Source organism: Variovorax sp. J31P179 (assembly GCF_030316985.1).
GTDB lineage: Bacteria > Pseudomonadota > Gammaproteobacteria > Burkholderiales > Burkholderiaceae_C > Variovorax > Variovorax ginsengisoli_B.
The window spans coordinates 94,702-120,034 of record NZ_JASZYL010000004.1 but is presented as its reverse complement, the minus strand read 5'-3'; the positions used below and the strand labels follow the sequence as shown (position 1 = coordinate 120,034).

Below are 25,333 nucleotides of genomic sequence, written 5' to 3'. Positions count from 1 at the left end.
TCAATGGATCGCTGCGGCGACGATGATGCAGATGCCGAGGCTCATCGCCGCCACCACCAGCCCGAGCGCCAAGTTCTGCTTCTCGACGATCTCCTGCCACAGGTCATAGGGCGTGAGCTTGTCGATCAGCAGGAAGGCCAGCCAGAAGACCGCCAGGCCGATCACCGCATAGATCAGCGATCCGAAGATCACGGCCGGCTTCAACCATTCAATTCCCATGATGAGAACCTCCGAAAAAAACGTTCACTTGTGGCCGCCGCCACTCGAATAGCCGCCATACGAGCCGCCAGCGCTGCGCGAGCCGCCGGAGCCGCCCCCACCGCTGCAGGTGCTCAGGATGATCAGCAGCACGATGATCACCACCACGATCAGCACGATGGTGCCGCAGCCCAGGCTCGACGCCGCGCTCACCGGCAGCACGTCGCTGCGCTTGAACATGTCCTTCTTGCGTTCCAGCTTGAACGCCGCCGCGACGGCCGCGCTGTCGATCCGGTTGCCGGACGACCAGGTCAGCTCGTTGGCCGAACGCTCCATCGACAGCAGCGCGCTGCCGTTGGCGAAGTCGCGGTTGAAAGTCTTCTGGCCGCGTTCGACCCGCCAGTAGAACTCGCCCGCCACGTAGCTGGTCTCGGCGTTGTAGGCGTACTGCTGTTGATAGACCTTGCCCAGGTAGGTCGCGCGGGCCCCGCTCTCGGCCATGGTGGGCGCGCCGGTGGTCGGCTTCACGAGGCTCCAGCCGTCTTCGGCATCGACCAGGAAGCTGAAGCCGCGCTTCTTGTTGTAAAGCAGGTACTCGCTCCAGCCGAAGTGCTCGTCGTCGCCGGGCGCCACGCCCATCCGGTGCTGGAAGCCGACCACCTGCCAGTCGGCGCCCTGCAGCTGGCCGATGCTGCCGAGCGCGATCAGCGGCTGCACCGGCTCGTGCTGGGCCGCATGCCGGAGCTCGCCGCCGATGCCCTGCGAAAGGTCGATGATCTCGTTGCAAGCCCGGCAGGTGACGCTCTTGCTGTCGATCAAATTCACCGTCACCGGCGAACCGCAGTTGGGGCAGTTGAAGCTGCGGCCCTTCTCGTCCTTGGCCGATTCGCTGCGCAGCCCGGTGAGCTGCAGGTCTTCGAGCCGCACCGAGCGGCCGAGGCAGGCGCCCGGCGGATCGGTGTCGTAGTCGAGGCTGAGTACCTGCCCCTGGTCGCTGCGAAGCTCCACCACCGCGAACGGTCGGCCGAGCTCCGGCAAGCGCGGCAGTTCGCCCTGGGCCGAGACCAGCGCCACCTGCTCGTTCGAAGCCACGGTGTAGGCCTGGCCATTGAAGGCGGTGGTCGCGCCGACGCGCAATTCGGCCGGCGGCGGCGCGGCGCGCTGCAGGTCGACCGGCAGTGCGAACACGAAGGCGCCGTTGTCCTCGCTCAGGATGCCGCTGCGGTCGCCGTCGAGCGCGGCGATCCATTCGGTCCAGCGGCCGCCGGCGTAGCTGTATTGCAGCCGGCCGACCAGGGTGAATGGCTGGTTGTCGATGCGGCCGGCCGCCAACAGCTGCAGTGGGCTGAAGTCGTCGAACAGCTCCGCCATCTTGCCGGTGCGCGCCAGGGTCTCGCCCTCGCGCACCACGGTGCTCTGGCAATAGGGACAGACGGCGTGCGTCGACTGCGCCGATCGGAATTCGACCGGCGCACCGCAACCGGGGCAGGGCGCGCGGTAGTAGCGCTGGCTGCCGCTCGCGCTCACACGAGCTTTTTCAGCAGCTCCGCCTTCTTGGCGTCGAATTCTTCCTGCGTGAGGATGCCCTTGGCCTTGAGTTCACCGAGCTTCTCGAGCGTGGTCATCACGTCGGCCGGATTCACCACGGCCACCGCCGGCTGCTGCTGCACCGCGGCCGGCTGCGCCTGCAGCCCCTGCGACAAGTTCTGCGCCAGCACCTGGCCCAGCGCGACACCCGCGCCGAGGCCCATCGCGTCGCCCGCGATGCCGCCGCCGCCGCCCGCGCCTTCGGCAAATTTCGGGATCGCCTGGGCGGTCTGGTACTGCATGAACTTGCCCATGTCATTGCCGACCATGCCCATGCCGATCTTCTGGTCGAGGATCTTCTGCAGTTCTTCGGGCAGCGAGACGTTCTGCACCGTGAGGGTCTCGAGCTGGATCCCGAGCTTCGCGAACTCCGGCACCAGCTGCTTGGCCAGCGCCTCGGCGAACTGGACCTGGTTGGCCGCCAGGTCGAGGAACGGCACCCCGCTGCCGGCGATCGCGTTGCTGATGTTCTGCAGCAGCAGGCCGCGCAGCTGGCCGTCGATGTCGGCCACGGTGTAGATCTCGCGCGTGCCCGAGATCTCGGTGTGGAACAGCTTGGCGTCGCCGATACGGAAGCTGTAGTTGCCGAAGGCGCGCAGCCGCACGGCGCCGAAGTCCTTGTCGCGCACCGTGATCGGCTGCGGCGTGCCCCACTTCTGGTCGACCTGCTGGCGGGTGCTGAAGAAATAGACGTCGCTCTTGAAGGGCGACTCGAAGAGCTTGTCCCAGTTCTTGAGGTACGTCAGCACCGGCAGCGTCTGCGTCGTCAGCTTGTAGAGGCCGGGCCCGAAGACGTCGGCTACCTGGCCCTCGTTGACGAACACCGCCACCTGCGACTCGCGCACGGTCAGCGACGCACCGTTCTGGATCTCCATGTCGGCCATCGGGAAGCGCCAGGCCAGCGTGCCGTCGCCCGACTCCGTCCACTGAATGATGTCGATGAACTGCTTCTTGATGAAATCCATCAGCGCCATGCCGGCTCCTCGTCGAAGGGTGTTTCTGTGGCGGCATATTGCCACAGCGCCCAAAGGACAACCCTGGGGACAGTTCCGGCACAACAAGGCACTTGTCCACAGGCCGACGGCCCGGCCCGAAGTTGTTCGCCTCGGCGCGACAGCAGCGAAGCGCGCCTGCGCACAGCCAGCGGGCTGCCGCAAGTCCTTGTCGCACATGGAAAAAATGCGCCTGTCCACAGCGAAGGCGCGCCCTTACTACTACTACTAATTTAAATAAGAAGAATAAGAAGAAAAGATAGCAACAGCCGTTTTCCGTCTTTGGCCGAGCTGGGCGATCCAGAGCCGTGCGCGCCGCAGGGCGTTGGCATCGAGGTCTACAATCGGCGCCCTTTACAAGAAGCGTCCTAGGAGGCACGGCCCAATGTCCGATTCGACTTCGCAGATCCCCACGCCCGAAGACAAGCGCGCCGAACTGCGCCGCGCCGCGCTCGAGTACCACGAGCATCCGGTCCCGGGCAAGATCTCGATCGCGGCCACCAAGCAGATGGTCAACCAGCGCGACCTCGCACTGGCCTACTCGCCTGGCGTGGCGGCCCCCTGCGAAGAGATCGTCAAGGACCCGGTCAACGCCTTCAAGTACACGGCGCGCGGCAACCTGGTCGGCGTCATCACCAACGGCACCGCCGTGCTCGGCCTCGGCGACATCGGGCCGCTGGCCTCCAAGCCGGTGATGGAAGGCAAGGGCGTACTGTTCAAGAAGTTCGCCGGCGTCGACGTCTTCGACATCGAGATCGACGAGAAGGACCCGGTCAAGCTGGTCGAGGTGATCGCCGCGCTGGAGCCGACCTTCGGCGCCATCAACCTCGAGGACATCAAGGCCCCCGACTGCTTCTACGTCGAGCGCGAGCTGCGCAAGCGCATGAAGATCCCGGTCTTCCACGACGACCAGCACGGCACCGCGATCACGGTGGCGGCGGCGATGCTGAACGGCCTGAAAGTGGTCGGCAAGGACATCGGCCAGGTCAAGCTGGTCACCTCGGGCGCGGGCGCCGCGGCGCTGGCCTGCCTCAACCTGCTGCTGAAGGTCGGGCTGAAGCGCGAGAACGTCTTCGTGACCGACCTCGCCGGCGTGGTCTACGAAGGCCGTACCGAGCTGATGGACGACGACAAGCGCCAGTACATGCAGAAGACCGACGCCCGCAGCCTGAACGACATCATCGAAGGCGCCGACGTCTTCCTCGGCCTGTCGGCCGGCGGCGTGCTGAAGCCCGCCATGGTCGCCAAGATGGCGGCCAAGCCCGTGATCTTCGCGCTCGCCAACCCGAGCCCCGAGATCGCGCCGGAAGACGCGCACGCGGTGCGCGACGACGTGGTCATGGCCACCGGGCGCACCGACTACCCGAACCAGGTCAACAACGTCCTGTGCTTCCCCTACATCTTCCGCGGCGCGCTGGACTGCGGTGCCACCACCATCACCGACGAGATGGAAGTCGCGGCCGTGCATGCGATCGCCGAGCTGGCGCAGGCCGAGCAGAGCGAGCGCGTGGCCGCGGCGTATGCGGGCGAAAAGCTCAGCTTCGGGCCCGAATACCTGATCCCGAAGCCCTTCGACCCGCGGCTCATGATGAAGATCGCGCCGGCGGTCGCCAAGGCCGCGGCCGACAGCGGCGTGGCGCTGCGCCCGATCATCGACCTGGACGCCTACCGCGACAAGCTGCAGACCTTCGTCTACACCTCCGGCAGCATGATGAAGCCGATCTTCGATGCCGCCAAGCGGGCGCCGAAGAAGCGCGTCGCCTTCAGCGAAGGCGAGGAAGAGCGCGTGCTGCGCGCGGCCCAGATCGTGGTCGACGAAGGCATCGCCCGGCCGACCTTGATCGGCCGGCCGGCGATCATCGCCCAGCGGATCGAGAAGTTCGGGTTGCGGCTCAAGGAAGAACTCGACTACGACATCGTCAACGTCGAGCAGGACCATCGCTACCGCGACTTCTGGCAGACCTACCACCGGATGACCGAGCGCAAGGGCACGACGGTGCAGACCGCCAAGATCGAGATGCGCCGCCGCCTGACCCTGATCGGCTCGATGCTGCTGCACAAGGGCGAGGTCGATGGCCTCATCTGCGGCACCTGGGGCACGACGGCGATCCACCTGCACCACATCGACCAGGTGATCGGCAAGCGCCCCGGCGGCTGCGCCAGCACCTCGCAGGACCTGCCGATCTACGCCTGCATGAACGGCCTGCTGTTGCCGGACCGCCAGGTGTTCCTGGTCGACACCCACGTCAACTACGACCCGACGCCCGAGGAACTGACCGAAATCACCACGATGGCGGCCGAGGAAATGATGCGCTTCGGCCTGAAACCGAAGGCGGCGCTGCTGTCGCATTCGAATTTCGGCACCAGCAACCAGCCCAGCGCGGTCAAGATGCGGCGCACGCTCGACCTGCTGCGGGTCCAGGCACCCTGGCTGGAGGTCGACGGCGAAATGCACGGCGACGTTGCGCTAGACGGCAAGCAGCGCGCGCAGGTCATGCCGCACAGCGCCTTGGCCGGCAACGCCAACCTGCTGGTGTTCCCGAACATCGACGCCGCCAACATCTCCTACAACCTGCTGAAGACCGCGGCCGGCGGCAACATCGCGATCGGCCCGGTTCTGCTGGGTGCGGCCAAACCCGTGCACATCCTGACACCCAGCGCCACGGTGCGCCGGATCGTGAATATGACAGCTCTGACCGTGGCGGATGCCAACGCCGACCGCTAAGCCGCTTGTCGATAGCGATCGCTAACTTCAAAACGGTCGCTTGCCCCTGTCGCCTGCTCAAAGATTGAGCAGGCGCTTGCTATTTGCGCGTCCCTGGTGCACACTTGCGGGCTTGAATTTGCGGGTTAACCCCAAGATGCGCTGCGGAGTGTGTCCTGGTCGGTCGACCCCCGGTTCGGTTCTCGCTCTATTCCTTCTGGTGCTCCATGGCGGCTTACGCCTCGATCTCGTCCCCGGTTTCCAAGTTTGCGCTCACTAGCGTCCTGCTGGTGGCCCTGACGGCGGGAGCCCAGGCTCGCGAATGGTTCGGCACCGGTGCCGGCATGCCGGCACAGGAAACGGTCGCGCTGGCCGAACTGCCGGTGCAAGGCCAGCGTACCTACGGGGCCATTTTGAACGGTGGTCCTTTCCGGCACGAAAAAGACGGCACGGTGTTCGGCAACCGCGAACGCCTCTTGCCGCAGGAACGGCGAGGCCACTACCGAGAATACACGGTCGATACGCCCGGTTCGCGTGATCGTGGCGCCAAGCGCATCGTCTGTGGAGGCGAGCGCACGGCGCCATCGGCCTGCTGGTATACGGCAGACCATTACGCGAGCTTTCGGCGGATCGTGCCATGAGCGAGCAACTGAATTGGAGCGGCGCTGCAAGGCGTCCTGAAGAAATGACGACGACGACAACCACGGAAAGACCAGCGGAGATGACCTTATCCCTTCGTGCAGTGCGACCCAACATCGTGCAGTCGATTCGCGCCTTCCGCGTGAACGACTTGCAGGAAGCGGCGCATGCGGCCGGTCAGCATTTCCTGTATGCGAACCTGGGCAATGCCCAGACCAAGCAGGATGTGCTTGACCTGATTGCCCAGCAATTCACATTCCCGCAGCACTTCGGCAAGAACTTCGACGCGTTGTACGACTGCATGACCGATCCCTTGCACAAATCGGGCCCGCAACCGGGTTTCGTCATCGTGCTCGAGCAGATCCCGGCCAACGCCAAGTTCGACAAGGAGGCGCGCGAGCAGCTGCTGGACATCTTCCGTGACGCCTCGGACTACTGGGGAGACCGGAAGATACCGTTCAGGTGCTTCTATTCTTTTCTGTAGCCCGTTCTGCACACACCAGCCAAGCAGAACGGGCGAACGAGGCTTCGCAGGACAATGCGGCCGCTCCGGCGCCCGGCATCGACCTTCAGAACACCGACCCGGCCGCAGAAAAGATGCCGACCGACAAACTGGTCGACGTGTCGCCCCTGGCGCTGCGCATGAGCAGTCCCTTCAACGCGGGTTACTGGCTGGCCGCGGCCTGACCCAGCGCCCTTCGAACGAAAGCCCGTCAGCGACGGGCTTTTTTCATTGGGGCGCCGCCTGCGCCAGCGCGACGTATTCGGCCACCGGCACTTCTTCCGCGCGGCGCTGGGTGTCGAAGCTGCCGGCGAAGCCGTGCTGGTCCAGCCATTGGCCCAGCGTGTGGCGCAGCAGCTTGCGCCGTTGGCTGAAGGCGACCTGGACGATCTCGCCGAGGCGCGCGGCATCGACCGCCGGCGGCTGCGCCAGCGGCACCATGCGCACCACGGCGCTGTCGACCCGCGGCGGCGGGTCGAAGCTTTCCGGCGGCACGAACAGCACGTTGTCCATCTCGTAGCGCCACTGGAGCATGACGCTGAGCCGGCTGTAGTCGGAGGTCGCCGGCCGCGCCACCATGCGGTCGATGACTTCTTTCTGCAGCATGAAGTGCTGGTCGGCGATGAGGTGCGCGAAGCCGAGCAGGTGGAACAGGATCGGCGTCGAGATGTTGTAAGGCAGGTTGCCGACGACGCGCAGGGGCGCAGGCGAGAACTTCGCGGCCAGGGCGGCGAAATCGACCTTCAGGACGTCGGACTCGATCACGTCGAGCTGGCCGTGGCCGCGCAGCCGCTGGGCCAGGTCGCGGTCGAGTTCGATCACCGTCAGCCGGCCCAGTCGTTCGACCAGCGGCTGCGTCAGGGCCGCCAGGCCCGGCCCGATCTCGACCATCGCATCGCCGGCCTTCGGCGCGATTTCGCGCACGATGGCGTCGATGATCCCGCCGTCGGTCAGGAAGTGCTGGCCGAAGCGCTTGCGCGCGACATGCTTCACGAGCCGGCGCCCTGGAACGGCTTCATGACTGCGGCGGCTCGCGGTATTCGACGTAGGCGCGGGCGCGCACTTCCTGGGCCCAGGTCTCGGTGGCTTGCTCGACCTTCTTCTCGCGCAGCACGGCGCGCACGGCTTCGCGCTGCTCGGCCTGGCTCAGCTTGGCTTCGCGCCGGCCCTGGACCTGGATCAGGTGGACGCCGAATCGCGTGACGACCGGATCGCTGATCTCGCCCGGGGCCAGCCGGTTCACGACTTCCTCGAACTCGGGCACGAAGAGTCCGGGCCGCGACCAGCCCAGGTCGCCGCCTTGCTTGGCGCTGCCGTCCTGCGAGTTGTCGCGCGCCAGGCCGGCGAAATCGGCCGTGCCGCTCTGGATCCGGCGCTTGAACTCGGCCAGCTGGGCCACCGCTTCGGCGGTGCTGCGCTTGGGGTCGTTGAGCAGCAGGATGTGCCGCACCTCGGTCTGCGTGACGACGGCGTCGCTCGCACCCGGCTGCGACTTGGCCATCAGCTTGAGCACGTGGAAGCCGACGCTGGAACGGACCGGGCCCGCAATGCCGCCGATCGGCGTCGACTGCGTGGCCTCGACGAAGATGCCCGGATAGCGGTCGGCGCTGCGCATGCCCATGAGCCCGCCGCCGGAGCGGTCCGGCGCGTCGGAGTTCTGGCGCACCAGCGTCGGGAAGTCCTCGCCGGCGCGGGCGCGCTGGGCCAGCGCCTGGGCCCGCTGCAGTGCCTTGGCGACTTCGTCGTCGCTGGCGCCTTCGGGCACCAGCACGACCAGTTGGGCGATGTTGAGGTTGGCGGCGATCGCCGCATTGGCGCCGGCACGCTGCTCCTTGATGAACTGGTCGACGTCGGCATCCGTGATCTTGACCTTGGCCTCGATCTCGCGGTCGCGCAGGCGGGTGAGGGTCAGCTGATCGCGCAGGTCGCGTCGGAACTGCTCTTGCGACATGCCTTCGGCCGCCACCCGGCGGCGCAGCTCGGTGACGCTGATCTGGTTCTGCCGCGCCACGGTCTGCTCGGCCTGGTCGACCGCCAGGTCGTCCACCTTGACGCCGTTTTCCTTGCCGAGCTGGAGCTGGGCCCGTTCGTTGATGAGCCGCTCGAGCACGATACGGGCCAGTTCGGGCCGGGGCATGCGCTGGGCTTCGGGGCTTTCGCGCAGCAGGCGCTGCATGCGGGACTGCACTTCGGTATTGGTCACCGGCTCGGAGTTGACCAGGGCGACGATGTACTCGGCCGATCGCCGGGTCGGTACCGCGGCCGGTCGCGGCTCGGACGGCAGCGGGGCCGGCCCCAGCCGCTGGTTGCCGCGCATGATGTCGGTGATGCCCTGGGCGCCGGCCGTGGCGGTCAGGGTCGCAAGGCAGGCCAGGGTGATGAGGGATCGGATGGGTGTCATGGCGAAGCTCGATCTCAGTCGTAATTGGTGAAGCGGCTCGGGCCGATGCTCGGGGTACGCAACGGGGTGTAGCGCTGGATGTTCTGCGTCAAAGTGCGTCTCGGACTCGAGCCCAGGGCCGCGAATCCGACCAGCTCGAGCTGGAACATGATCCGCGTGCTGGCTGTGACCTGTCCGGTGGTGACGCGTTCCAGCACCACGCGGCCGATCCAGCAGCAGCCGTCGTATTCGAAGCCGAGCACCCCATCGGTCAGTTTGCTGGATTCCAGACTGTAGTTCAAACGGCCTACGGCGTACCAGCGCCCGCCGCCTTGACCCCTGCCGGGGCCGAGGTCCTGTCCCTTGTCGCCCCAGAGGTCGTTCAATGGCCATTGCCAGCTGACGTCGACCGCCCGGTTGCCGTCGTTCGAAGTGGGCGTGGTGTCGGCCTGGTAGCGGTAGGCGGCGCTGATGGTGCGATAGGGGCTCGGGTTGTAGCGCGCGCTGAGCGCGGTCCGCGCCGAGGTCTGGGTGTCGGGGTTGTACTGCACCGTGCCGTCCACGCTCCATTTCGGCGTCCAGTTGATCTGGGCACCCAGCAGCAGGTCGCTGAAGCGGTCGGTGACCGGCACGCCGCCGGGCATGGTGACCAGCTGGTCGGCGAAGCGCAGCCGCTGTGCGATGCCGAAGCGGGCGGCTTCGGCGCCGGTGTCGGGGTCGATCAGCCGGGTGGTCACGCCCAGGGTCAGCAGGTTGCTGTCGGAGATGCGGTCGTCGCCCGAGAACGCGTTCTCGGTGTAGACGGTGGCGAAATTGAAATCGTTCTGCGCCGTGTCGTAGACCGGCAGGTAGTTCTGGTTGCGGAACGGCGTGTAGACGTAGAAGGCACGCGGTTCGAGCGTCTGGCGGAAGGCCCGCCCGAAGTAGTTGGCATCGCGCTCGAAGATCAGGCCGCTGTCCAGGCTGAAGGTCGGCACCACGCGGTCGGCATGGGTCGCGCCGTTGGTCAGGAGCGGGCCGTCGAACTGATAGGCGGTCGCGTTGAGCATCACCTTCGGGACCACGAAAGTGCCCGGGGTCAGGAAGGGCCTGCTCAGTGACGCCACCGAGAACACCCGCTCGCCGTTGGGCTGGCCGCCCTGCTCGAGCGGCTTGGCCTCGAAGCGGGTGTAGTCGTTGTTGAGCGAGAAGTCGAAGCCGTTCCAGTCGAACTTGTTGTAGTTCGCCGTGATCTGCGGCATCCGGTCGTAGGGCGGCACGATCGGTGCCGGTGCGTACTGCAGCGTCTGGTAGCTCAACACCCGGGCGACGCCGCTCCAGTCGCCCTTGGTCCAGTTGAGCGAGCCGTCGTTGGCCAGCAGGCGCTGGGTCAGCGAGGGCGTGCGGGTGAAGTCGCGCCAGTAGTCGTTGTCGCTCACGCGGTTGATGGCGAGCGTGCCGACCAGCGAATCGAGGCCGAAATACTGGGCATCGAAGGTCTGGGAGTGGTGCGTCCAGACGCCCCAGCGGTCGCGGCCGTCGCGCAGCCGGTCGTCCGGCATGTAGTCGGCCCGGATCTCGCCGCTGTACTTCTCTTCGAGGTAGCGGAACTCGGTGCCGAGGTTGATGCCGCGCTTGCTCATCACGGTCGGGTACAGCGTGGCGTCGCGGTTGGGCGCGATGTTCCAGTAGTACGGTGTCGTGATGTCGATGCCGTTCACGCTGTCGAGGCCGATGACCGGCGGCAGCATGCCGGACTTGCGGTCGTTGCTGAGCGGAAAGCTCAGCGACGGAAACGGCGGCGTGGTGATGCCCATGAAGGTCAGCCGCGCATTGGTGGCGACGCCGACGTTGTCCTCGGTGTCGGTGGTGAGGGTGGCGGCGCTCAGCAGCCAGGCCGGCATCCAGCCCGGATAGTCCTCCGGCCGGCAGGTGGTGTAGGTGGCCCGGCGGGCCACCGACACGTTGCTGTCGACGAAGTCGATGCGCTCGGCGTCGCCGTGGCCGCCGGTAGCGAGGAAGCGATAGCGGACCTTGTTGAAGAAGCCCTCGAAGGTCTCGATCTTGAGCTCGACCTCCGGGCCTTCGTACTCGTTGCCGGCCTGGTTGATGCGCACGTTGCCGGTGGCGCGGGCGCGGTCCTCGGGCTGGTAGAACTCGAGCCGGTCGGCCCGCATCGACATGTCGCCGCGGCGCAGGGTGGCATTGCCCTCGACCACGGTCTCGAGGTCGGGCCGGCCGGAGATCTTGTCGCCGTCGACGAAGGTCGGCAGCTGGCTGCGCAGCAGCGGCGGGATGGTCTCCGCGAGCTGGGGCGTGCGCTTGAGAACGAGCGGCCGGTCGAGGTCTGCATCCTGTGCCCATGCGCCTTGCGCATGCAGCAGCGCCAGCGACAGCAGCGCCAGGGGCAAGGGCGGGCGGCACCGGCGCCGGGTGGCTCGGTTCAAGTCAGGCATCGGTACGGGGGCAAATTTCGTCTGGGAGGGGGAGGGCGGCGACTCGGGCCGACGGGTTGCGGAGCTCCGCGCCAGGCGGATTTGTAGAATCGATTATCCATGACAGCCCCCCAGCCACCGTCCGGCGCCGCCGCCCCCCGTCCCGAAGCACCGGCCTGGAGCGATCCGGCCCGCGCCAGCGCGTTCCAGCAATGGATGGCGCGCATTTCCGATCGCCACCACCTGCTGCCCGCGACCGTGCGCCTGGCCTCGGCCGACGCCAGCTTCCGGCGCTATTTCCGCGTCGATGCGAGCGCCGGCGCGCCGACCCGGATCGTGATGGACGCGCCACCCGCGCAGGAGAACAGCGCGCCTTTCGTGCAGGTCGCCCAGCTGATGGCCGAGGCCGGCGTGCGCGCGCCGCAGGTGCTCGAATGGGAGTCGGCCGACGGCTTCCTGCTGCTCGACGACCTCGGCCGGCAGACGATGCTGGATGTCATCGATCCGAACGACCCGCAGGCGGCCCGGCCGCTCTACGACCAGGCCATCGATGCCCTGATCCGCTGGCAGCTGGCGTCCAGGCCGGGCGTGCTGCCGCCCTACGACCGGGCGCTGCTGGAACGCGAACTGGCGCTGTTCCCCGACTGGTATGTCGCGCGCCATCGCGGCGTCGCGGTCGAAGGTACCTTGAAGGAGCGACTGGAGCGCAGCTTCAAGGCGATCGTCGAGAACAACCTCGCGGCCGCACCCGTCTACGTGCACCGCGACTTCATGCCGCGAAACCTGATGGTCGGCGACGCCGATGCCCTCGGGGTGCTGGACTTCCAGGACGCGGTGTACGGGCCGGTCACCTACGACATCGCGAGCCTGATGCGCGACGCCTTCCTGAGCTGGGACGAGGAATTCGTGCTCGACGTCACGGTGCGCTACTGGGAGCGGGCCCGCAGGGCCGGCCTGCCGGTCGACCCCGATTTCGGCGCCTTCTACCGGGCGGTCGAATGGATGGGCCTGCAGCGCCATCTGAAGGTGGCCGGCATCTTCGCCCGGCTGACCTTGCGCGACGGCAAGCCGAAGTACCTGGCCGACACGCCGCGCTTCATCGCCTACATCCGGGCCACCGCCGGCCGCTACCGCGAACTGACGCCGCTCCTGCGCGTGGTCGACGAGATCGAAGGCACGCAGGCCCAGACCGGCTTTGCCTACGGACGCATGTGACGGCGCGTTTCCACTGCGAGTCGGCGCTCGCCGCCGACAGCGTGCTGGTGCTGCCGGCGGGTGCCGCGCGCCACGTCCAGGTGCTGCGGATGCAGCCGGGCGATGCGATCACGCTGTTCAACGGCCTCGGCGGCGAGTACGCCGCGACCGTCGAGCGCATGGGTCGCAGCGAGGTCTCGGTGCAGGTCGGCGCGCACGCGGCGATCGAGCGCGAAGCGCCGCATCCCATCCAGCTGGCGGTCGGCATGCCGGCCAACGAACGCATGGACTGGCTGGTCGAGAAGGCCACCGAACTGGGCGTGGCCGGCATCCAGCCCCTGATGACCGCGCACGGCGTGCTGCGGCTCAACAGCGAGCGCGCCGACAAGAAGCGCGCCCACTGGGAAGCGATCGCGATTGCGGCCTGCGAGCAGTGCGGGCGCAACCGGGTGCCGGTGATCCATCCGGTGCGGACCTTCGGCGCCTGGCTGGACGCGCCGCTGGGGGACGCCGCGCGTTTCATCCTGAGCTTGGCGCCCGGCACGCGGGGCGTCGCCGATGCCGCGCAGGACCTGCAGCGCGGGGCCTGGGTGCTGAGCGGCCCCGAGGGCGGCCTGAGCGCGACCGAGGAACAGGCCGCGATCGCGCAGGGCTTTGCGCCGCTGACGCTCGGTCCGCGCGTGCTGCGCGCCGAAACCGCCGCCCTGGCCGCGCTCGTCGGGCTGGCTGGGCGCTGACGATGGCGCCGCGCTTTCCGGGGCCGAAGCAGCGGCCCGCCACCGCCATCATGGTCCTGGCCATTGCCACCCTGGCATTCGGCGGCGCCCAGGCCCAGAACTCCGCGGTGGCGCCGACGCCGACCTATGTTCGCCCGGTGGTCGACCAGGTCTATTCGCAGCTGCTCGCCGCGCCCACGGTGCGCAAGCTGCTCGATGCCGTGAAGGCCGACCACGAACGCTCGATCGAGGACCTGCGGATGCTCACCGAGATCGAGGCGCCGCCCTTCAAGGAACAGCGGCGCGCGGAGGCGTTCCTGGTCCGCATGAAGGCGCTGGGCCTCGCCGACGCCCGGATCGACGCCGAAGGCAACGTGATCGGTGTCCGCAGGGGCAGCGGCAACGGCCCGAGGCTGCTGGTCTCGGCCCATCTCGACACCGTCTTTCCGGCCGGCACCGATGTCCGCGTGAAAGAGCGCGACGGCCGGCTCCACGCCCCCGGCATCTCTGATGACACGCGCGCCCTGTCGGTGCTGCTGTCCTGGCTCAAGGTGCTCAACGACCAGCAGGTGAAGACCGTCGGCGACCTGATCTTCGTGGGCAATGTGGGCGAAGAGGAACTGGGCAACCTGCGCGGCATGAAGGCCATCTTTCGCGACCACCTCGACATCGACGGCATGGTCGGGCTGGAGCCGGCGGCCGACGGCACGGTGCTGGTGCTCGGCACGGCGAGCCATCGCTACGAAGTGACTTTCAAGGGCCCCGGCGGCCACAGCTACGGCGCTTTCGGCCAGGTGCCGAGCGCGGTCCATGGCATGGGTCGCGCGATCGCCCGGATCGCCGACATCGAGACCCCGGCCTCGCCGCGGACCACCTTCACGGTCGGCACCGTCAGCGGCGGCACCTCGGTCAACACCATCGCGCCGGACGCCCGTATGACGGTCGACATCCGCTCCGACGAAACGGGTCCGCTGCTGGACACCGAGAAGAAGGTGCTGACCGCCATCGACGAGGCGGTGGCGGCGGAGAACAAGCGCTGGAACGTGAGCACCCTGAGCGCGTCGACGAAGCTGATCGGCGACCGGCCCGGTGGACGCACGCCGGTCGATTCGGTGATCGTCGAGGCGGTCGTGCGCTCGAACGCCGCCTTCGGCCACCGCACCCTGCTGGTGGGCGCCAGCACCGACGCGAACGTGGCGATGTCGCTCGGCATCCCGGCGATCACGATCGGCACCGGCGGCAGGACAGGTGGCTTTCACGCGTTGTCCGAATGGATCGACGTGACAGACGCCTGGCAGGGCGCGCAGAATGCCCTGGTGACCGTGCTCGGGCTGGTCGGCGTGCAGGGCGTGAGCGAACCCCTGCTGGCCAGGCGGCCGCCGCGAGCCCGCTAGCCCTCGTTCCACCCTTCCACATTCAGGAGCCCATCATGGGATTGCTCGATTCGGTACTCGGTCAAGTGCTCGGCGGGGCGCAGCAGCAACCCCAGGGCGGCGGCGGCCTCGGTGACCTCGGTGCGCTGCTCGGCGGCGCCGGCGGCTCGGCGGGCAACCTCGGTGGCCTGGCCGGCGCGCTCGGCGGCCTGCTCGCCAACAACGGCGAGCAGGGCGGGCTGGGCGGGCTGGTCTCCAAGTTCGAACAGGCCGGCATGGGAGACGTCATCGGCTCCTGGGTCGGCAAGGGCGAGAACGCGCCGATCACGGGCGGGCAGTTGCAGGACGTGCTGGGCAGCGATGCGATCTCGGGCATCGCCCAGAAGCTCGGCATCAACAGCGCGACCTTGCTGCCCATGCTGGCCACCCTGCTGCCGACGCTGATCGATCACCTCACGCCCAAGGGCCAGGTGCCGGCCGAAGGGCTGGGCACGCACGACGACCTGCTGGCGTCGCTGAGCGGCCTGCTGCAGAAAAGCTAGCGAACGATCTGCCTCGACTTCGAGATCGAACGGCGCCGCGAGGCGCCTTTTCTTTGGCGCGAGGCAGCGGTCGGCCGTGATAGAACGGGCATCCACCTTCAGCCCCCGGCCCCATGAACCGCAATCTCTGGCTGCTCGCCATCTGCCAAGGCCTGTTCCTCACGAACAACGTCACCTTCATCGCCATCAACGGACTGGTCGGGCTTTCGCTGGCGCCGCGCGGCTGGATGGCGACCTTGCCGGTGATGGGTTACGTGGTCGGCGGTGCGCTGGCCACTGGCCTGGTGGCACGCACCCAGAAGCGCTGGGGGCGCCGGCGCTCGTTCCAGATCGGGATCGCGGTGGCCTTCGGGTCGGCGCTGCTGTGCGCCCAGGCCGCGGTCTGGCAGAACTTCTGGCTGCTGTGCGCGGCCACCGTGGTGGCCGGCTACTACAACGCCAATGCCAGCCTCTACCGCTTCGCCGCGGCCGAACTCGCGCAGCCCGAATGGCGCGAGAAGGCGGTCTCGCTCGTGATGGCGGGCGGCCTGCTCGGCGCGGTGGCGGGTCCGAACCTCGCCGCCGTCACGCGCCACTGGTTCGCGGTGCCTTTCGCCGGCGCCTACCTGGCCCTGGCGGCGGTGGCGCTGCTGTCGCTGGCGCTGATGCAGTTCATCGAATTTCCGCCGCTGGCGGCCCGTTCCGCGGCGCAGGGCGGGCGTCCGCTGGCGGTGCTCGCGCGCCAGCCGGTGTTCATCGTGGCCGCCGTGGCGGGCGCGCTCGGCTTCGGCGTCATGAACCTGCTGATGGCCGCGACCCCGATCGCCATGCAGGTCTGCAGCCTGCCCTTCGAGGACGTCGCCCTGGTGCTCGAGTGGCACGTGATCGGCATGTTCGCGCCGGGCTTCTTCACCGGCCATCTGATTCGCAGGTTCGGCGTGCTGCCGGTCATGGGCGTGGGGCTGGCGCTCAACCTGGGCTGCATCGGGGTGGCGCTGTCGGGCGTGGACCTGCACCAGTTCGTGATCGCGCTGTTCATGCTCGGCGTCGGCTGGAACTTTCTTTTCACGGGCAGCACCACGCTCTCGCTCAGCGCCTACACCCCCGAGGAGCGAGACCGCGCGCAGGGTGCGCTCAACTTCTGCATCTTCGCGACACTGGCGCTGAGTTCGTTCGCGTCGGGCGTGCTGGTCACGACGCAAGGCTGGCGGCTGCTCAACCTCGGATCGCTGGTCCCGGTGGTGCTGACCGGCGCCGCACTGCTGTGGCTGGCGCGACACCGCCGCAGTGCCGCGGCCGCGGTGGCCTAACCATTCGGGAATCGGGCATCGAGCCAGGCCCGCAGGGCATCGAACACCGGCTCGGCATCGCGCTCGTTGAAGATCTCGTGGTAGAGCGCCGGGAAGCAGAGGCTGCTGACGACCGCCTGCGGCGCCGCATCGGCAAAGGCCCGGCTGCCGGCCGGGTTCACGAGCCGATCGTCGCCGGCGTATAGCAGCAAGGTGGGCACCCGCCATGCCGGCGCCGCCGCCTGCACCGCGGCACCCTCGTTGGCCAGGAAGCGTGCCAGTCGGGCACCGATGCGGTCGTGGCACAGCGGATCGGCCCGGTAGGCGTCGACCACCGCGGGCGCGTGCGAGAGGGCGTCGAGCGCGAGCCCGTTGCCTACGCGCAGGCCGGGCGCCAGGCGCGACAGGGTGGCGACCAGCAGCTTCTGGAAGGCGCTGAGTCCGGCGTCGAGCGCCGGCGAGGACAGCACCAGCGCGTCGACCTTTCGCAGTCCGCGCGCCACGGCACTGGCCGCCACCAGGCCGCCCAGGCTGTGGCCGAGCAGCACCAGCGGCAGCGTGGGGAAGGCGTTTCGGGTGTCGTCGATCACCAGCGCCAGGTCGTCGACCAGCCGGGTCGGGGACGGAAGGCCGCCGCGTGCGCCGCTCGATGCGCCATGCCCGTGGTGGTCCGCGGCGCGCGCCGCGAAGCCCCAGGCGTTGAGCCGCGCGGCGAGCGGGCCGTAGCGGCCCGCATGCTCGCCCAGTCCGTGCACCAACACGACCACGGCCCGGGCGGCGCCGGCCGCGAGCGGCCAGTCGCGCAGCGCGAGCGTCTCGCCGTCGGGTGTGCGCAGGGTCGTCAAGCGGCGGCGCTGCGGGCGGCCGGCAGCGCGGCGATCACCTCGGCCACCGCAGCCGTCAGCTTCTTCGCATAGGGCACGTGCAGGAATTCATTCGGGCCGTGGGCGTTGCTCTTCGGGCCCAGCACGCCGCAGACCATCATCTGGGCCTTCGGGAAGCCGCGGCTCAGCATGTTCATGAGCGGGATCGTGCCGCCCTGTCCGATGTAGCCGCAGTCGGCGCCGAAATGGGCTTGCGAAGCGGTGTTCAGGGCGCGTTCGAACCAGGATTCGGTTTCGGGCGCGTTCCAGCCGGTGGCGCCGCCGCCGCTGTCGAAGGTCACCTTGGCCTGGTACGGCGCGTTGTCCTCGAGCAGCTGCTTGAGCTGCTGCACCGCCTGGTCGGCATCGACCAGCGGCGGCAGGCGCAGCGAGAGCTTGAAGGCGGTGTAGGGACGCAGCACGTTGCCGGCGTCCTTGAGGGCCGGGAAGCCTTCCGCGCCGGTGACCGACAAGGTCGGCTTCCAGGTCCGGTTGAGCAGGGCTTCCACCGGGTCGGTGGTGGTCGGCAGGGCGAAGGTGGTCGAGCCGCCGCAGTCGTAGTGCGCCCACGGAAAGCGCTTGTAGACCTCCTCGCCGAGGATCGCGGCCGTGGCACGCGCCTGCGCCAGGCGTCCGGCCGGCACTTCGCAATGGAAGCTTTCGGGCAGCAGCCGTCCGGTCTTGCTGTCCTCGAGGCGGTCGAGCACCTGCCGCATGATGCGAAAGCTCGACGGCACCAGGCCCGAGGCGTCGCCCGAATGGATGCCTTCGGTCAGGATCTCGACCTTCAGCGTGCCGCTCGCCATGCCGCGCAGCGACGTCGTGAGCCACAGCTGGTCGTAGTTGCCGGCGCCCGAATCGAGACAGATGACGAGCGACACCTCGCCCAGGCGCGGGCGCAGCGCATCGACATACGGCAGCAGGTCGTAGGAGCCCGATTCCTCGCAGGTCTCGATCAGGCCGACGATGCGCGGATGGGCCACCCCCTGGGCCTTCAGCGCCTGCAGCGCCGCCACGCTGGCATACACCGCGTAGCCGTCGTCGGCGCCGCCGCGGCCGTAGAGCAGGCCGTTCTCGTACTTGGGCGTCCATGGGCCCAGGTCGTTGCGCCAGCCGGTGAACTCGGGCTGCTTGTCGAGGTGGCCGTACATCAGCACGGTCTCCTTCATGTCGGTGCCGCTGGCGGGCACTTCGAAGAACAGCACCGGCGTGCGGCCTTCGAGGCGAACGATCTCGAGCTTCAGGCCCTCGACCTTCTGGGCTTCGACCCAGGCGGCGGCGTTGCGCAGCACGGTTTCGAGGTAGCCGTTGCGCGACCAGTCCTTGTCGAAGCCCGGCGACTTGGCGGGGATGGCGATGTAGTCGGTGAGCTGCTTGACGATGTCGCGGTCCCATTGGGACGAGACGTCGGCCAGTGCGCGGCCGGCATCGAGCAGTCCGGCCGGCATTTCACGGTGAAGGGGGGCGTTCATGGAATTCTCCGCGGGGTCGGGAGAACGATGTTAGTGCGTCTTGCGACCTTCTGCCCGGATGGCACCGCCGCGCCGGATGCGATAAAAATGCGGGCTTCGCCACAGCGACCAAGGCCAGCCATGAGCGCGCGCACCGACAAGGACTCCCCAACGACCCCGCTGCGCATCCGGGTCGGCATCGGCGGCTGGACCTACGAGCCCTGGCGCGACAACTTCTACCCGGCCAAGCTGCCTCACGCCCAGGAGCTGGCCTACGCCAGCCGACAGCTCACGGCGATCGAGGTCAACGGCACCTACTACAGCACCATGAAGCCGGCCAGCTTCAAGAAGTGGCACGACGAGACGCCCGAGGGCTTCGTGTTCTCGCTGAAGGCCTCGCGCTTCGCGACCAACCGGAAGTTGCTCGCGACCGCCGGCGATTCGATTGCGCGCTTCATCGACAGCGGGATCGAGGAGCTCGGCGACAAGCTCGGGCCGATCGTGTGGCAGTTCATGCCGACCAAGGCCTTCGACGCGGAGGACTTCGCGGGCTTCCTGGCGCTGCTGCCGGAAAAGGCCGGCAGCCGTGCGCTGCGCCACGTGATGGACGTCCGGCACGAGAGCTTCAAGGCGCCCGAATACCTCGCGCTCGCGCGCAAGCACAAGGCGGCGACAGTGTTCACCGATTCGGACAAGTTTCCGTCCTTCGCCGACCTGACGGGCGACTTCGTCTACGCGCGGCTCATGAACAGCGATGCGGCCCAGAAGTCCGGCTACGCACCGAAGGCGCTCGATGCCTGGGCCGAGCATGCGCGCACCTGGGCCGCAGGCAAGGCACCGGCGGCGCTGCCGCATGTCGAGGACAGCGCGCCCAAGGCCGGCAAGGCACGCGATGTCTTCGTCTTCTTCATCAACGGCGCAAAAGAAAAGGCACCCGCGGCTGCGAGTGCCTTGATCGAAAGGCTGGGCTGACGCCCAGCCGGCCCGGTGATCAGGCCGCGGCTTGCAGGGCTGCGGCGGGCTTCGATGCGCCGGCCGACGGTGCCGAGGTGCCGAAGCTGATCTCGCCCGACAGCTGGCCGCCTTCTTCGACGACGATCTTGCCGTAGCGGATCTTGCCGGTGACCTTGCCGGTCGAGTGGATCACGAGCTTTTCGCGCACCGTCAGGTTGCCGTCGAACAGGCCGCGAATCTCGGCGATGTCGATCTCGGCCGAGCCCTTGAAGGCGCCTTGTTCGGCGATCTGCATGACGCGCGAATCCATGGTCGCTTCGACCAGGCCTTCGACCACCAGCGTGTCGCAATCGGTGATCTCGACGCCCTTGAGCTTGATGTTGGGGCCGACGGTGAGCTTGCTGCCGCCTTCCTTGGCGACGCTGGCTGCGGCGTTGGCGGCCTGGGTCGTGAGCGTCGACGGATTGACGGGCGTGCCCGAGAGATTGGTGTTCGAACCCATCAGCGGCGCGGGACGGGAGGTAAGACTTTCGGCTTCGCGATCGCGTTTACCGAAGAAGGGGGACTGTGTGGCCAATGGGTAGCTCCTCAAAACGTCTATCGTAAGAACGACATTTCGCCTCACCGTACTTCATTGCGCAAGAGGCGTAACTGAATAAATCGTCCTCGGCGGAGAATCGCGAACTTTTGCCTACTGTTTGCGGTATCTCGACCCCTCAAGGCTGCAGCCAGGCGGCGCGTCCCTGCGTGGCATCGTCCAGCCGGGAGATGAGAGCCCCGGCGTTCGGATCGGGCAGGCTGAAGTCGAAGTGCACGAGGCCTTCGTGGCGCACCTGGTTCAAGGTCGCGTCGGCGGCCGCGAGTTCGCGCCGCAGCAGGCCTTCGAATGCATAGGGCACGGCGCAGTGCAGCGTGCGCTGGCGCACCTGCGGCAGCAGCGGTGCGTCGATCAGCGTCTGCGCGATGCTGTCGGTGTAGGCCCGCACGAGTCCGCCGGCACCGAGCTTGACGCCACCGAAGTAGCGCACTACCGTCGCCAGCACGCCGTCGAGATCGTGGTGCCTAAGCACTTCGAGCATCGGCCGTCCGGCGGTGCCGCCGGGCTCGCCGTCGTCGTTGGCCGCGGACTGCCCGCCCGCCATCAAGGCCCAGCACACATGCGCCGCCGCCGGATGCGCGACGCGCAGCGCCTGGACCACCGCCAGGGCCCCGGCCCGGTCGGCCACCGGTTGGACGCAGCCGATGAAGCGGCTCTTCTTGACGATCAGCTCGCTATGGCGCGCGGCGGCGAGAGTGAACGGCATGGCCCCGTCCGTCTATTCCCGCTCGAACTTGAAGACCGCGGTGCTGGCGCGCGCATTGGGCAGCCAGCGCACCTCGCGGTCTTCCTGCAGGCCGAAGGCATCGAGCACGCGCAGCCGGTTCTTGCGCGCCAGCACCTCGAAGTCCTTGAAGGTGCCGACCCGGATGTTGGGCGTGTCGTACCACTGGTAGGGCAGCCGGCGCGTCACCGGCATGCGGCCGCGCGCAATGCTGATGCGGTTCGGCCAGTGGGCGAAATTGGGGAAGGCGACGATGCCGATGCGGCCCACGCGCGCGGTCTCGCGCAGCATCACCTCGGCATTGCGCAGATGCTGCAGGGTGTCGATCTGCAGCACGACGTCGAAAGAGGCGTCGTCGAACATCGCGAGGCCCTCGTCGAGGTTGAGCTGGATCACGTCGACGCCGCGGCGCACGCATTGCAGCACGTTGCCGTCGGCGATCTCGACGCCGTAGCCGGTGCAGCCGCGCTCGCGCTGCAACAGGTCGAGCAGCGCGCCGTCGCCGCAGCCGAGGTCGAGCACGCGTGCGCCTTCGGGAACCAGGCGGGCGATCAGGTTCTGGGTCGGGCTGTCGCTCACTGGGCAGCTCCTTCGAAGGTGGCGGCGATGCGCTCGAAGTAGGAGCGCACCACGCTCATGTAGCGCGCGTCGTCGAGCAGGAAGGCGTCGTGGCCGTGCGGCGCATCGATCTCGGCGTAGCTGACGTTGCGGCGGTTGTCGAGCAGTGCCTTCACGATCTCGCGGCTGCGCGCCGGCGAGAAGCGCCAGTCGGTGCTGAAGCTCACCAAGAGGAACTTGGCGCTGGCCTGCGCCAGTGCGGCGCGCAGGTCGCCGCCGAAGTCGCGCGCCGGGTCGAAGTAGTCGAGCGCACGCGTGATCAGCAGGTAGGTGTTGGCGTCGAAATACTCGCTGAACTTGTCGCCGTTGTAGCGCAGGTAGCTCTCGATCTGGAACTCGACCTCCTGGGTCGAATAGAGGAACTCGGTGTTGGCGGCGCTGCCTTCGACCGCACTGCGCAGGGCGCGGCCGAACTTCTCGTTCATGACGTCGTCGCTCTGGTAGGTGATGTGGCCGATCATGCGGGCGATGCGCAGGCCGCGCCGCGGGATCACGCCCTGCTCGTAGAAGTGTCCGCCGTTGAAGTCGGGGTCGGTGACGATTGCGCGGCGCGCCACTTCATTGAAGGCGATGTTCTGTGCCGTGAGGCTTGGCGCGCTCGCGACCACCATCGCGTGCTGCACGCGGTGCGGGTACTGCAGCGTCCACGACAACGCCTGCATGCCGCCCAGGCTGCCGCCCATCACGGCCGCCAGGCGTTCGATGCCGAGCGCGTCGAGCAGCGCGGCCTGCGCCGCGACCCAGTCCTCGACCGTGACCACCGGGAAGTCGGCGCCGTAGGCGCGGCCGGTGGCGGGGTTGTCGTGCATCGGCCCGGTGGAGCCGAAGCAGGAGCCCAGGTTGTTGATGCCGATGACGAAGAAGCGGTCGGTGTCGACCGGCTTGCCGGGACCGATCATGTTGTCCCACCAGCCTTCGGATTTCGGCTGGTCGGCATAGACGCCGGCGACGTGGTGGGACGCATTGAGCGCGTGGCACACGAGCACCGCGTTGCTGCGGTCGGCGTTGAGCCGGCCGTAGGTTTCGTAGGCCAGCGTGTAGTGGCTGATCGATGCGCCGCTGCGGAGTGCCAGCGGGCCCTCGAACTGCATCGATTGCGGAGTGACGACGAAGGACATGAATGAAAAAGACCCGGCCTCGCCAAAAACGAGCCGGGTCCCGGCGTCCGTCTTTAGCTGCATTTGTAGAGCGCCCGCAAGCTGGAGCAAATCGGCGCGTGGAAGAAGTATATGCGGCTCAACCCCAGCCGATCAACGCGACCACGCCGAGCACCAGGAAGATCGCGGCCGAGATGCCGTGCACGAGTTTGATCGGCACCCGCTTCACGATCCGGTCCCCGAGCCAGACCACCGGCGCGTTGGCCAGCATCATGCCGAGCGTGGTGCCCATCACGACCCAGACGTAGGCGTCCACGTAGCGCGCCGCGAGCATCACGGTGGCGATCTGGGTCTTGTCGCCCATCTCGGCCAGGAAGAAGGCGAGCACCGTGGTGCCGAAGACGCCGAACTTCGAGGACTTGGGCACGTCGCCGTCGTCGATCTTGTCGGGAATCAGCATCCACAGCGCCATCGCGATGAAGGACCCGCCCAGGATCCATCGGAGCAGGTCGGCCCCGAGGAAGTGAGTGACCCAGTTGCCGACCGCGCCGGCGAGCGCGTGGTTCAGGACGGTGGCGGCGAAGATGCCCGCCACGATCGGCCAGGGCTTGCGGAACCGGGCCGCGAGGATCAAGGCGAGGAGCTGGGTCTTGTCGCCCATCTCGGCGAGCGCAACCACGCCGGTAGCGACGAAAAATGCCTCCATGAAAAAAGGGACTCCTACGGCCGAAGGACGCAATTGACCGCGCAACACCTTCGGCCGAATCCCGAAGTTGCGCGGTCAAAGGTCTCGCCAGGCTGGCTGCTGCTTGCGCCATGTGCTGCCGGAGGCAGTACAAGTCTGTTGACGCAAACCCTTCTCACGATGGAAGGCGGCTACTCCCCAATGACTCGTCGATTGTAGCGTGTCCGGCGGCAATGATGTATGCAAGTACTGACTTCAAAAATATTTGCCGGGCGCCGGGGTGCGTGCAAATTCCTACTTGCATTTGTCGCATTTCACCCATAATGCACGAGCCTTCCTTCAAAATTCGAGGGCGAATCGGTGATCGGTCAGTTTCGCGCAACTCGGCGGATGTTCCGCCGGATTGCTGCTCTCGGGACTCCATCGCTTTTCTTGATGTGTTTATAGGAGTCCCTTGATGGGCAACAAACTGTACGTCGGTAACCTGCCTTACTCGGTGCGCGACGGTGATCTCGAGCAGGCCTTCGGCCAATTCGGCGCGGTGACGAGCGCCAAGGTCATGATGGAACGCGACACCGGTCGCTCCAAGGGTTTCGGCTTTGTCGAGATGGGCAGTGATGCAGAAGCACAAGCAGCCATCAACGGCATGAACGGCCAGCCGCTCGGCGGCCGCAGCGTGGTCGTCAACGAAGCGCGTCCGATGGAAGCCCGTCCGCCGCGCAGCGGTGGCGGCGGCTACGGCGGCGGCGGTGGTGGCTATGGCGGTGGTGGCGGCGGCGGCTACGGTGGTGGTGGCGGCGGCTATGGCGGCGGCGGCGGTGGTCGCAGCGGCGGTGGCGGCGGCTATGGCGGCGGTGGCCGCAGCGGTGGCGGCGGCGGTGACGGCGGCTTCCGCAGCCCGTACGGCGCTGGCCCGCGTGGCGGCGGCGGTGGTCGCGGCGGCTATGGCGGCGGCAACGGTGGCAACAGCGGCTACTGATCGCGCCCCCAACGCGAACCCCCATCAAGAAGGCTCCTGCGGGAGCCTTTTTTCATGGCCGCGCGAGGCTCACTCGCCCTGGCGGCGCTTGCGGCCGCGGCCCTTGAAGAGCCGGTCGAACAGCGGATTCGGCAGCATCCGCATCAGCTTGGCGACAACGCCCATCTGCCACGGGATCACGCGGTAGCTGGTGCCGGCCTGGATGGCGCGGAAGGCGCGGTCGGCGAACTCGGCCGGCTGCAGCAGGAACGGCATGGCGTAGCGGTTGCCCTGTGTCAGCGGCGTGTCGACATAGCCGGGGCCGAGGGTGACGACCTTGACCCCGCTGGCGTTCATTTCGCCGCGCAGGCTTTCGCAGTAGGCCACCACCCCGGCCTTGCTCGCGCAGTAGGCGCCGTGGCCCGGCAGGCCGCGGATCGCGGCCACGCTGCCGATGCCGACCAGGCGGCCGCTGCCGCGTGCCGCCATGGCGGCCACGAAAGGATGGAAGGTCGCCGCCAGGCCGAGGTTGTTGATGGCGAAGGTGCGGGCCATCACATCGAGGTCGCCGCGGACGGCGGTGTCCATGCCGATGCTGACGCCGGCGTTGGCGATCACGACGTCCGGCAGGCCTTGCTCCGCGATGCAGGCGGCGCCAGCCGAGACGATGGCGTCGAACTCGGCGACGTCGGCGCCGTAGACCCGCCAGCGGCGGGGGTCCAGCTGGCGCGCCGCCGCCCAGGCCTCGATCTCGGCCGTTCGCCTGGCCACCAGTGCAAGGTCGTAGCCGGCGTCGTAGAAGCGCATGGCCAGCGCCTGCCCGATGCCGCTCGAGGCGCCGGTGACGAACAGCAGGGGGGTCTGGGTGGAGGCCAT

General features: G+C 67.8%; 24 protein-coding genes and 1 riboswitch. Of the genes, 10 read left to right on the top strand and 14 right to left on the bottom strand.

What is annotated here, in order from left to right:
- Genes QTI17_RS11680 through QTI17_RS11670 form a run of 3 tightly spaced genes read right to left on the bottom strand, consistent with a single transcriptional unit; the run spans position 1 to position 2,759 of the window.
- Positions 1–219, bottom strand: coding sequence for a DUF350 domain-containing protein (locus tag QTI17_RS11680; RefSeq protein WP_286533261.1), 219 nt, complete (start codon positions 217–219; stop codon positions 1–3).
- A 24-nt stretch (positions 220–243) separates the two neighbouring features.
- Positions 244–1,725 carry a DUF4178 domain-containing protein gene (locus QTI17_RS11675; RefSeq protein ID WP_286533260.1) on the bottom strand — a complete coding sequence of 494 codons (1,482 nt, stop codon included), beginning with the start codon at positions 1,723–1,725 and terminating at the stop codon, positions 244–246.
- Complete coding sequence (locus QTI17_RS11670) at positions 1,722–2,759, bottom strand: SPFH domain-containing protein (protein WP_286533259.1); 1,038 nt, start codon at positions 2,757–2,759, stop codon at positions 1,722–1,724. Before QTI17_RS11670 ends, QTI17_RS11675 begins: the two co-directional genes overlap by 4 nt.
- 403 nt (positions 2,760–3,162) lie before the next feature.
- Here QTI17_RS11670 and QTI17_RS11665 point away from each other — a divergent pair, with 403 nt between their 5' ends.
- The 3 genes from QTI17_RS11665 to QTI17_RS11655 all read left to right on the top strand — a co-directional run bounded on the left by QTI17_RS11665 (position 3,163) and on the right by QTI17_RS11655 (position 6,604).
- Positions 3,163–5,502 carry an NADP-dependent malic enzyme gene (locus QTI17_RS11665; RefSeq protein WP_286533257.1) on the top strand — a complete coding sequence of 780 codons (2,340 nt, stop codon included), beginning with the start codon at positions 3,163–3,165 and terminating at the stop codon, positions 5,500–5,502.
- A 206-nt stretch (positions 5,503–5,708) separates the two neighbouring features.
- Positions 5,709–6,122, top strand: a complete 414-nt coding sequence (locus tag QTI17_RS11660) for a guanyl-specific ribonuclease (protein ID WP_286519657.1) — start codon at positions 5,709–5,711, stop codon at positions 6,120–6,122.
- 44 nt (positions 6,123–6,166) lie between these two features.
- The gene (locus QTI17_RS11655) at positions 6,167–6,604 is read left to right on the top strand and encodes a barstar family protein (protein ID WP_286520210.1); all 438 of its coding nucleotides are present in this window, start codon (positions 6,167–6,169) and stop codon (positions 6,602–6,604) included.
- Positions 6,605–6,850: 246 nt separating this feature from the next.
- On the opposite strand, the gene rsmA is transcribed toward QTI17_RS11655, so the two are convergent.
- The 3 genes from rsmA to QTI17_RS11640 are packed head-to-tail and all read right to left on the bottom strand — an operon-like array spanning position 6,851 to position 11,437.
- Entirely contained in the window at positions 6,851–7,615 is a 765-nt protein-coding gene (rsmA, locus tag QTI17_RS11650) for a 16S rRNA (adenine(1518)-N(6)/adenine(1519)-N(6))-dimethyltransferase RsmA (protein WP_286533256.1), read from the bottom strand.
- 22 nt (positions 7,616–7,637) lie between these two features.
- Entirely contained in the window at positions 7,638–9,023 is a 1,386-nt protein-coding gene (locus QTI17_RS11645; RefSeq protein WP_286533255.1) for a peptidylprolyl isomerase, read from the bottom strand.
- Positions 9,024–9,037: 14 nt separating this feature from the next.
- A complete protein-coding gene (locus QTI17_RS11640) occupies positions 9,038–11,437 on the bottom strand; it encodes an LPS-assembly protein LptD (protein ID WP_503011039.1) in 2,400 nt (799 codons plus the stop codon).
- A 99-nt stretch (positions 11,438–11,536) separates the two neighbouring features.
- Between QTI17_RS11640 and QTI17_RS11635 the strand changes: the two genes are divergently transcribed.
- From QTI17_RS11635 to QTI17_RS11615, 5 genes are all read left to right on the top strand, one after another.
- Complete coding sequence (locus QTI17_RS11635) at positions 11,537–12,631, top strand: aminoglycoside phosphotransferase family protein (protein WP_286533252.1); 1,095 nt, start codon at positions 11,537–11,539, stop codon at positions 12,629–12,631.
- Positions 12,628–13,347, top strand: coding sequence for a 16S rRNA (uracil(1498)-N(3))-methyltransferase (locus QTI17_RS11630; RefSeq protein WP_286533251.1), 720 nt, complete (start codon positions 12,628–12,630; stop codon positions 13,345–13,347). The genes QTI17_RS11635 and QTI17_RS11630 overlap by 4 nt, the downstream gene beginning before the upstream one ends.
- Before the next feature lie 2 nt (positions 13,348–13,349).
- Positions 13,350–14,720 carry a M20/M25/M40 family metallo-hydrolase gene (locus QTI17_RS11625; protein WP_286533250.1) on the top strand — a complete coding sequence of 457 codons (1,371 nt, stop codon included), beginning with the start codon at positions 13,350–13,352 and terminating at the stop codon, positions 14,718–14,720.
- Between the two features lie 35 nt (positions 14,721–14,755).
- On the top strand, positions 14,756–15,241 hold the full coding sequence (locus tag QTI17_RS11620) for a YidB family protein (protein ID WP_286533249.1): 486 nt from the start codon (positions 14,756–14,758) through the stop codon (positions 15,239–15,241).
- 113 nt (positions 15,242–15,354) lie between these two features.
- A complete protein-coding gene (locus QTI17_RS11615) occupies positions 15,355–16,530 on the top strand; it encodes an MFS transporter (protein ID WP_286533248.1) in 1,176 nt (391 codons plus the stop codon).
- On the opposite strand, the gene QTI17_RS11610 is transcribed toward QTI17_RS11615, so the two are convergent.
- Together QTI17_RS11610 and QTI17_RS11605 are read right to left on the bottom strand one after the other, a co-directional pair.
- Positions 16,527–17,354, bottom strand: a complete 828-nt coding sequence (locus tag QTI17_RS11610; protein WP_286533247.1) for an alpha/beta hydrolase — start codon at positions 17,352–17,354, stop codon at positions 16,527–16,529. The genes QTI17_RS11615 and QTI17_RS11610 overlap by 4 nt on opposite strands.
- Complete coding sequence (locus QTI17_RS11605; protein ID WP_286533246.1) at positions 17,351–18,844, bottom strand: M20 family metallopeptidase; 1,494 nt, start codon at positions 18,842–18,844, stop codon at positions 17,351–17,353. The genes QTI17_RS11610 and QTI17_RS11605 overlap by 4 nt, the downstream gene beginning before the upstream one ends.
- 120 nt (positions 18,845–18,964) lie before the next feature.
- On the opposite strand from QTI17_RS11605, the gene QTI17_RS11600 reads away from it, so the two are divergent.
- Complete coding sequence (locus QTI17_RS11600) at positions 18,965–19,795, top strand: DUF72 domain-containing protein (protein ID WP_286533245.1); 831 nt, start codon at positions 18,965–18,967, stop codon at positions 19,793–19,795.
- Between the two features lie 19 nt (positions 19,796–19,814).
- On the opposite strand, the gene QTI17_RS11595 is transcribed toward QTI17_RS11600, so the two are convergent.
- From QTI17_RS11595 to QTI17_RS11575, 5 genes are all read right to left on the bottom strand, one after another.
- Positions 19,815–20,354 (bottom strand): bactofilin family protein, encoded by a 540-nt coding sequence (locus QTI17_RS11595; RefSeq protein ID WP_286533244.1) that lies wholly within the window; start codon positions 20,352–20,354, stop codon positions 19,815–19,817.
- Positions 20,355–20,493: 139 nt separating this feature from the next.
- On the bottom strand, positions 20,494–21,081 hold the full coding sequence (locus QTI17_RS11590) for an IMPACT family protein (RefSeq protein ID WP_286533243.1): 588 nt from the start codon (positions 21,079–21,081) through the stop codon (positions 20,494–20,496).
- Between the two features lie 12 nt (positions 21,082–21,093).
- Positions 21,094–21,678, bottom strand: coding sequence for a methionine biosynthesis protein MetW (gene metW / locus QTI17_RS11585; protein WP_286533241.1), 585 nt, complete (start codon positions 21,676–21,678; stop codon positions 21,094–21,096).
- Positions 21,675–22,835, bottom strand: a complete 1,161-nt coding sequence (gene metX / locus QTI17_RS11580; protein ID WP_286533240.1) for a homoserine O-succinyltransferase MetX — start codon at positions 22,833–22,835, stop codon at positions 21,675–21,677. Before metX ends, metW begins: the two co-directional genes overlap by 4 nt.
- Before the next feature lie 118 nt (positions 22,836–22,953).
- A complete protein-coding gene (locus QTI17_RS11575; RefSeq protein WP_286533239.1) occupies positions 22,954–23,520 on the bottom strand; it encodes a TMEM165/GDT1 family protein in 567 nt (188 codons plus the stop codon).
- A 14-nt stretch (positions 23,521–23,534) separates the two neighbouring features.
- Positions 23,535–23,711, bottom strand: a riboswitch (yybP-ykoY riboswitch).
- Between the two features lie 245 nt (positions 23,712–23,956).
- On the opposite strand from QTI17_RS11575, the gene rbp reads away from it, so the two are divergent.
- Entirely contained in the window at positions 23,957–24,478 is a 522-nt protein-coding gene (gene rbp / locus QTI17_RS11570) for an RNA-binding regulator (protein ID WP_286533238.1), read from the top strand.
- 69 nt (positions 24,479–24,547) lie between these two features.
- Here the strand turns inward: rbp and QTI17_RS11565 are convergent, their stop codons facing one another.
- Positions 24,548–25,333 carry an SDR family oxidoreductase gene (locus QTI17_RS11565; RefSeq protein ID WP_286533236.1) on the bottom strand — a complete coding sequence of 262 codons (786 nt, stop codon included), beginning with the start codon at positions 25,331–25,333 and terminating at the stop codon, positions 24,548–24,550.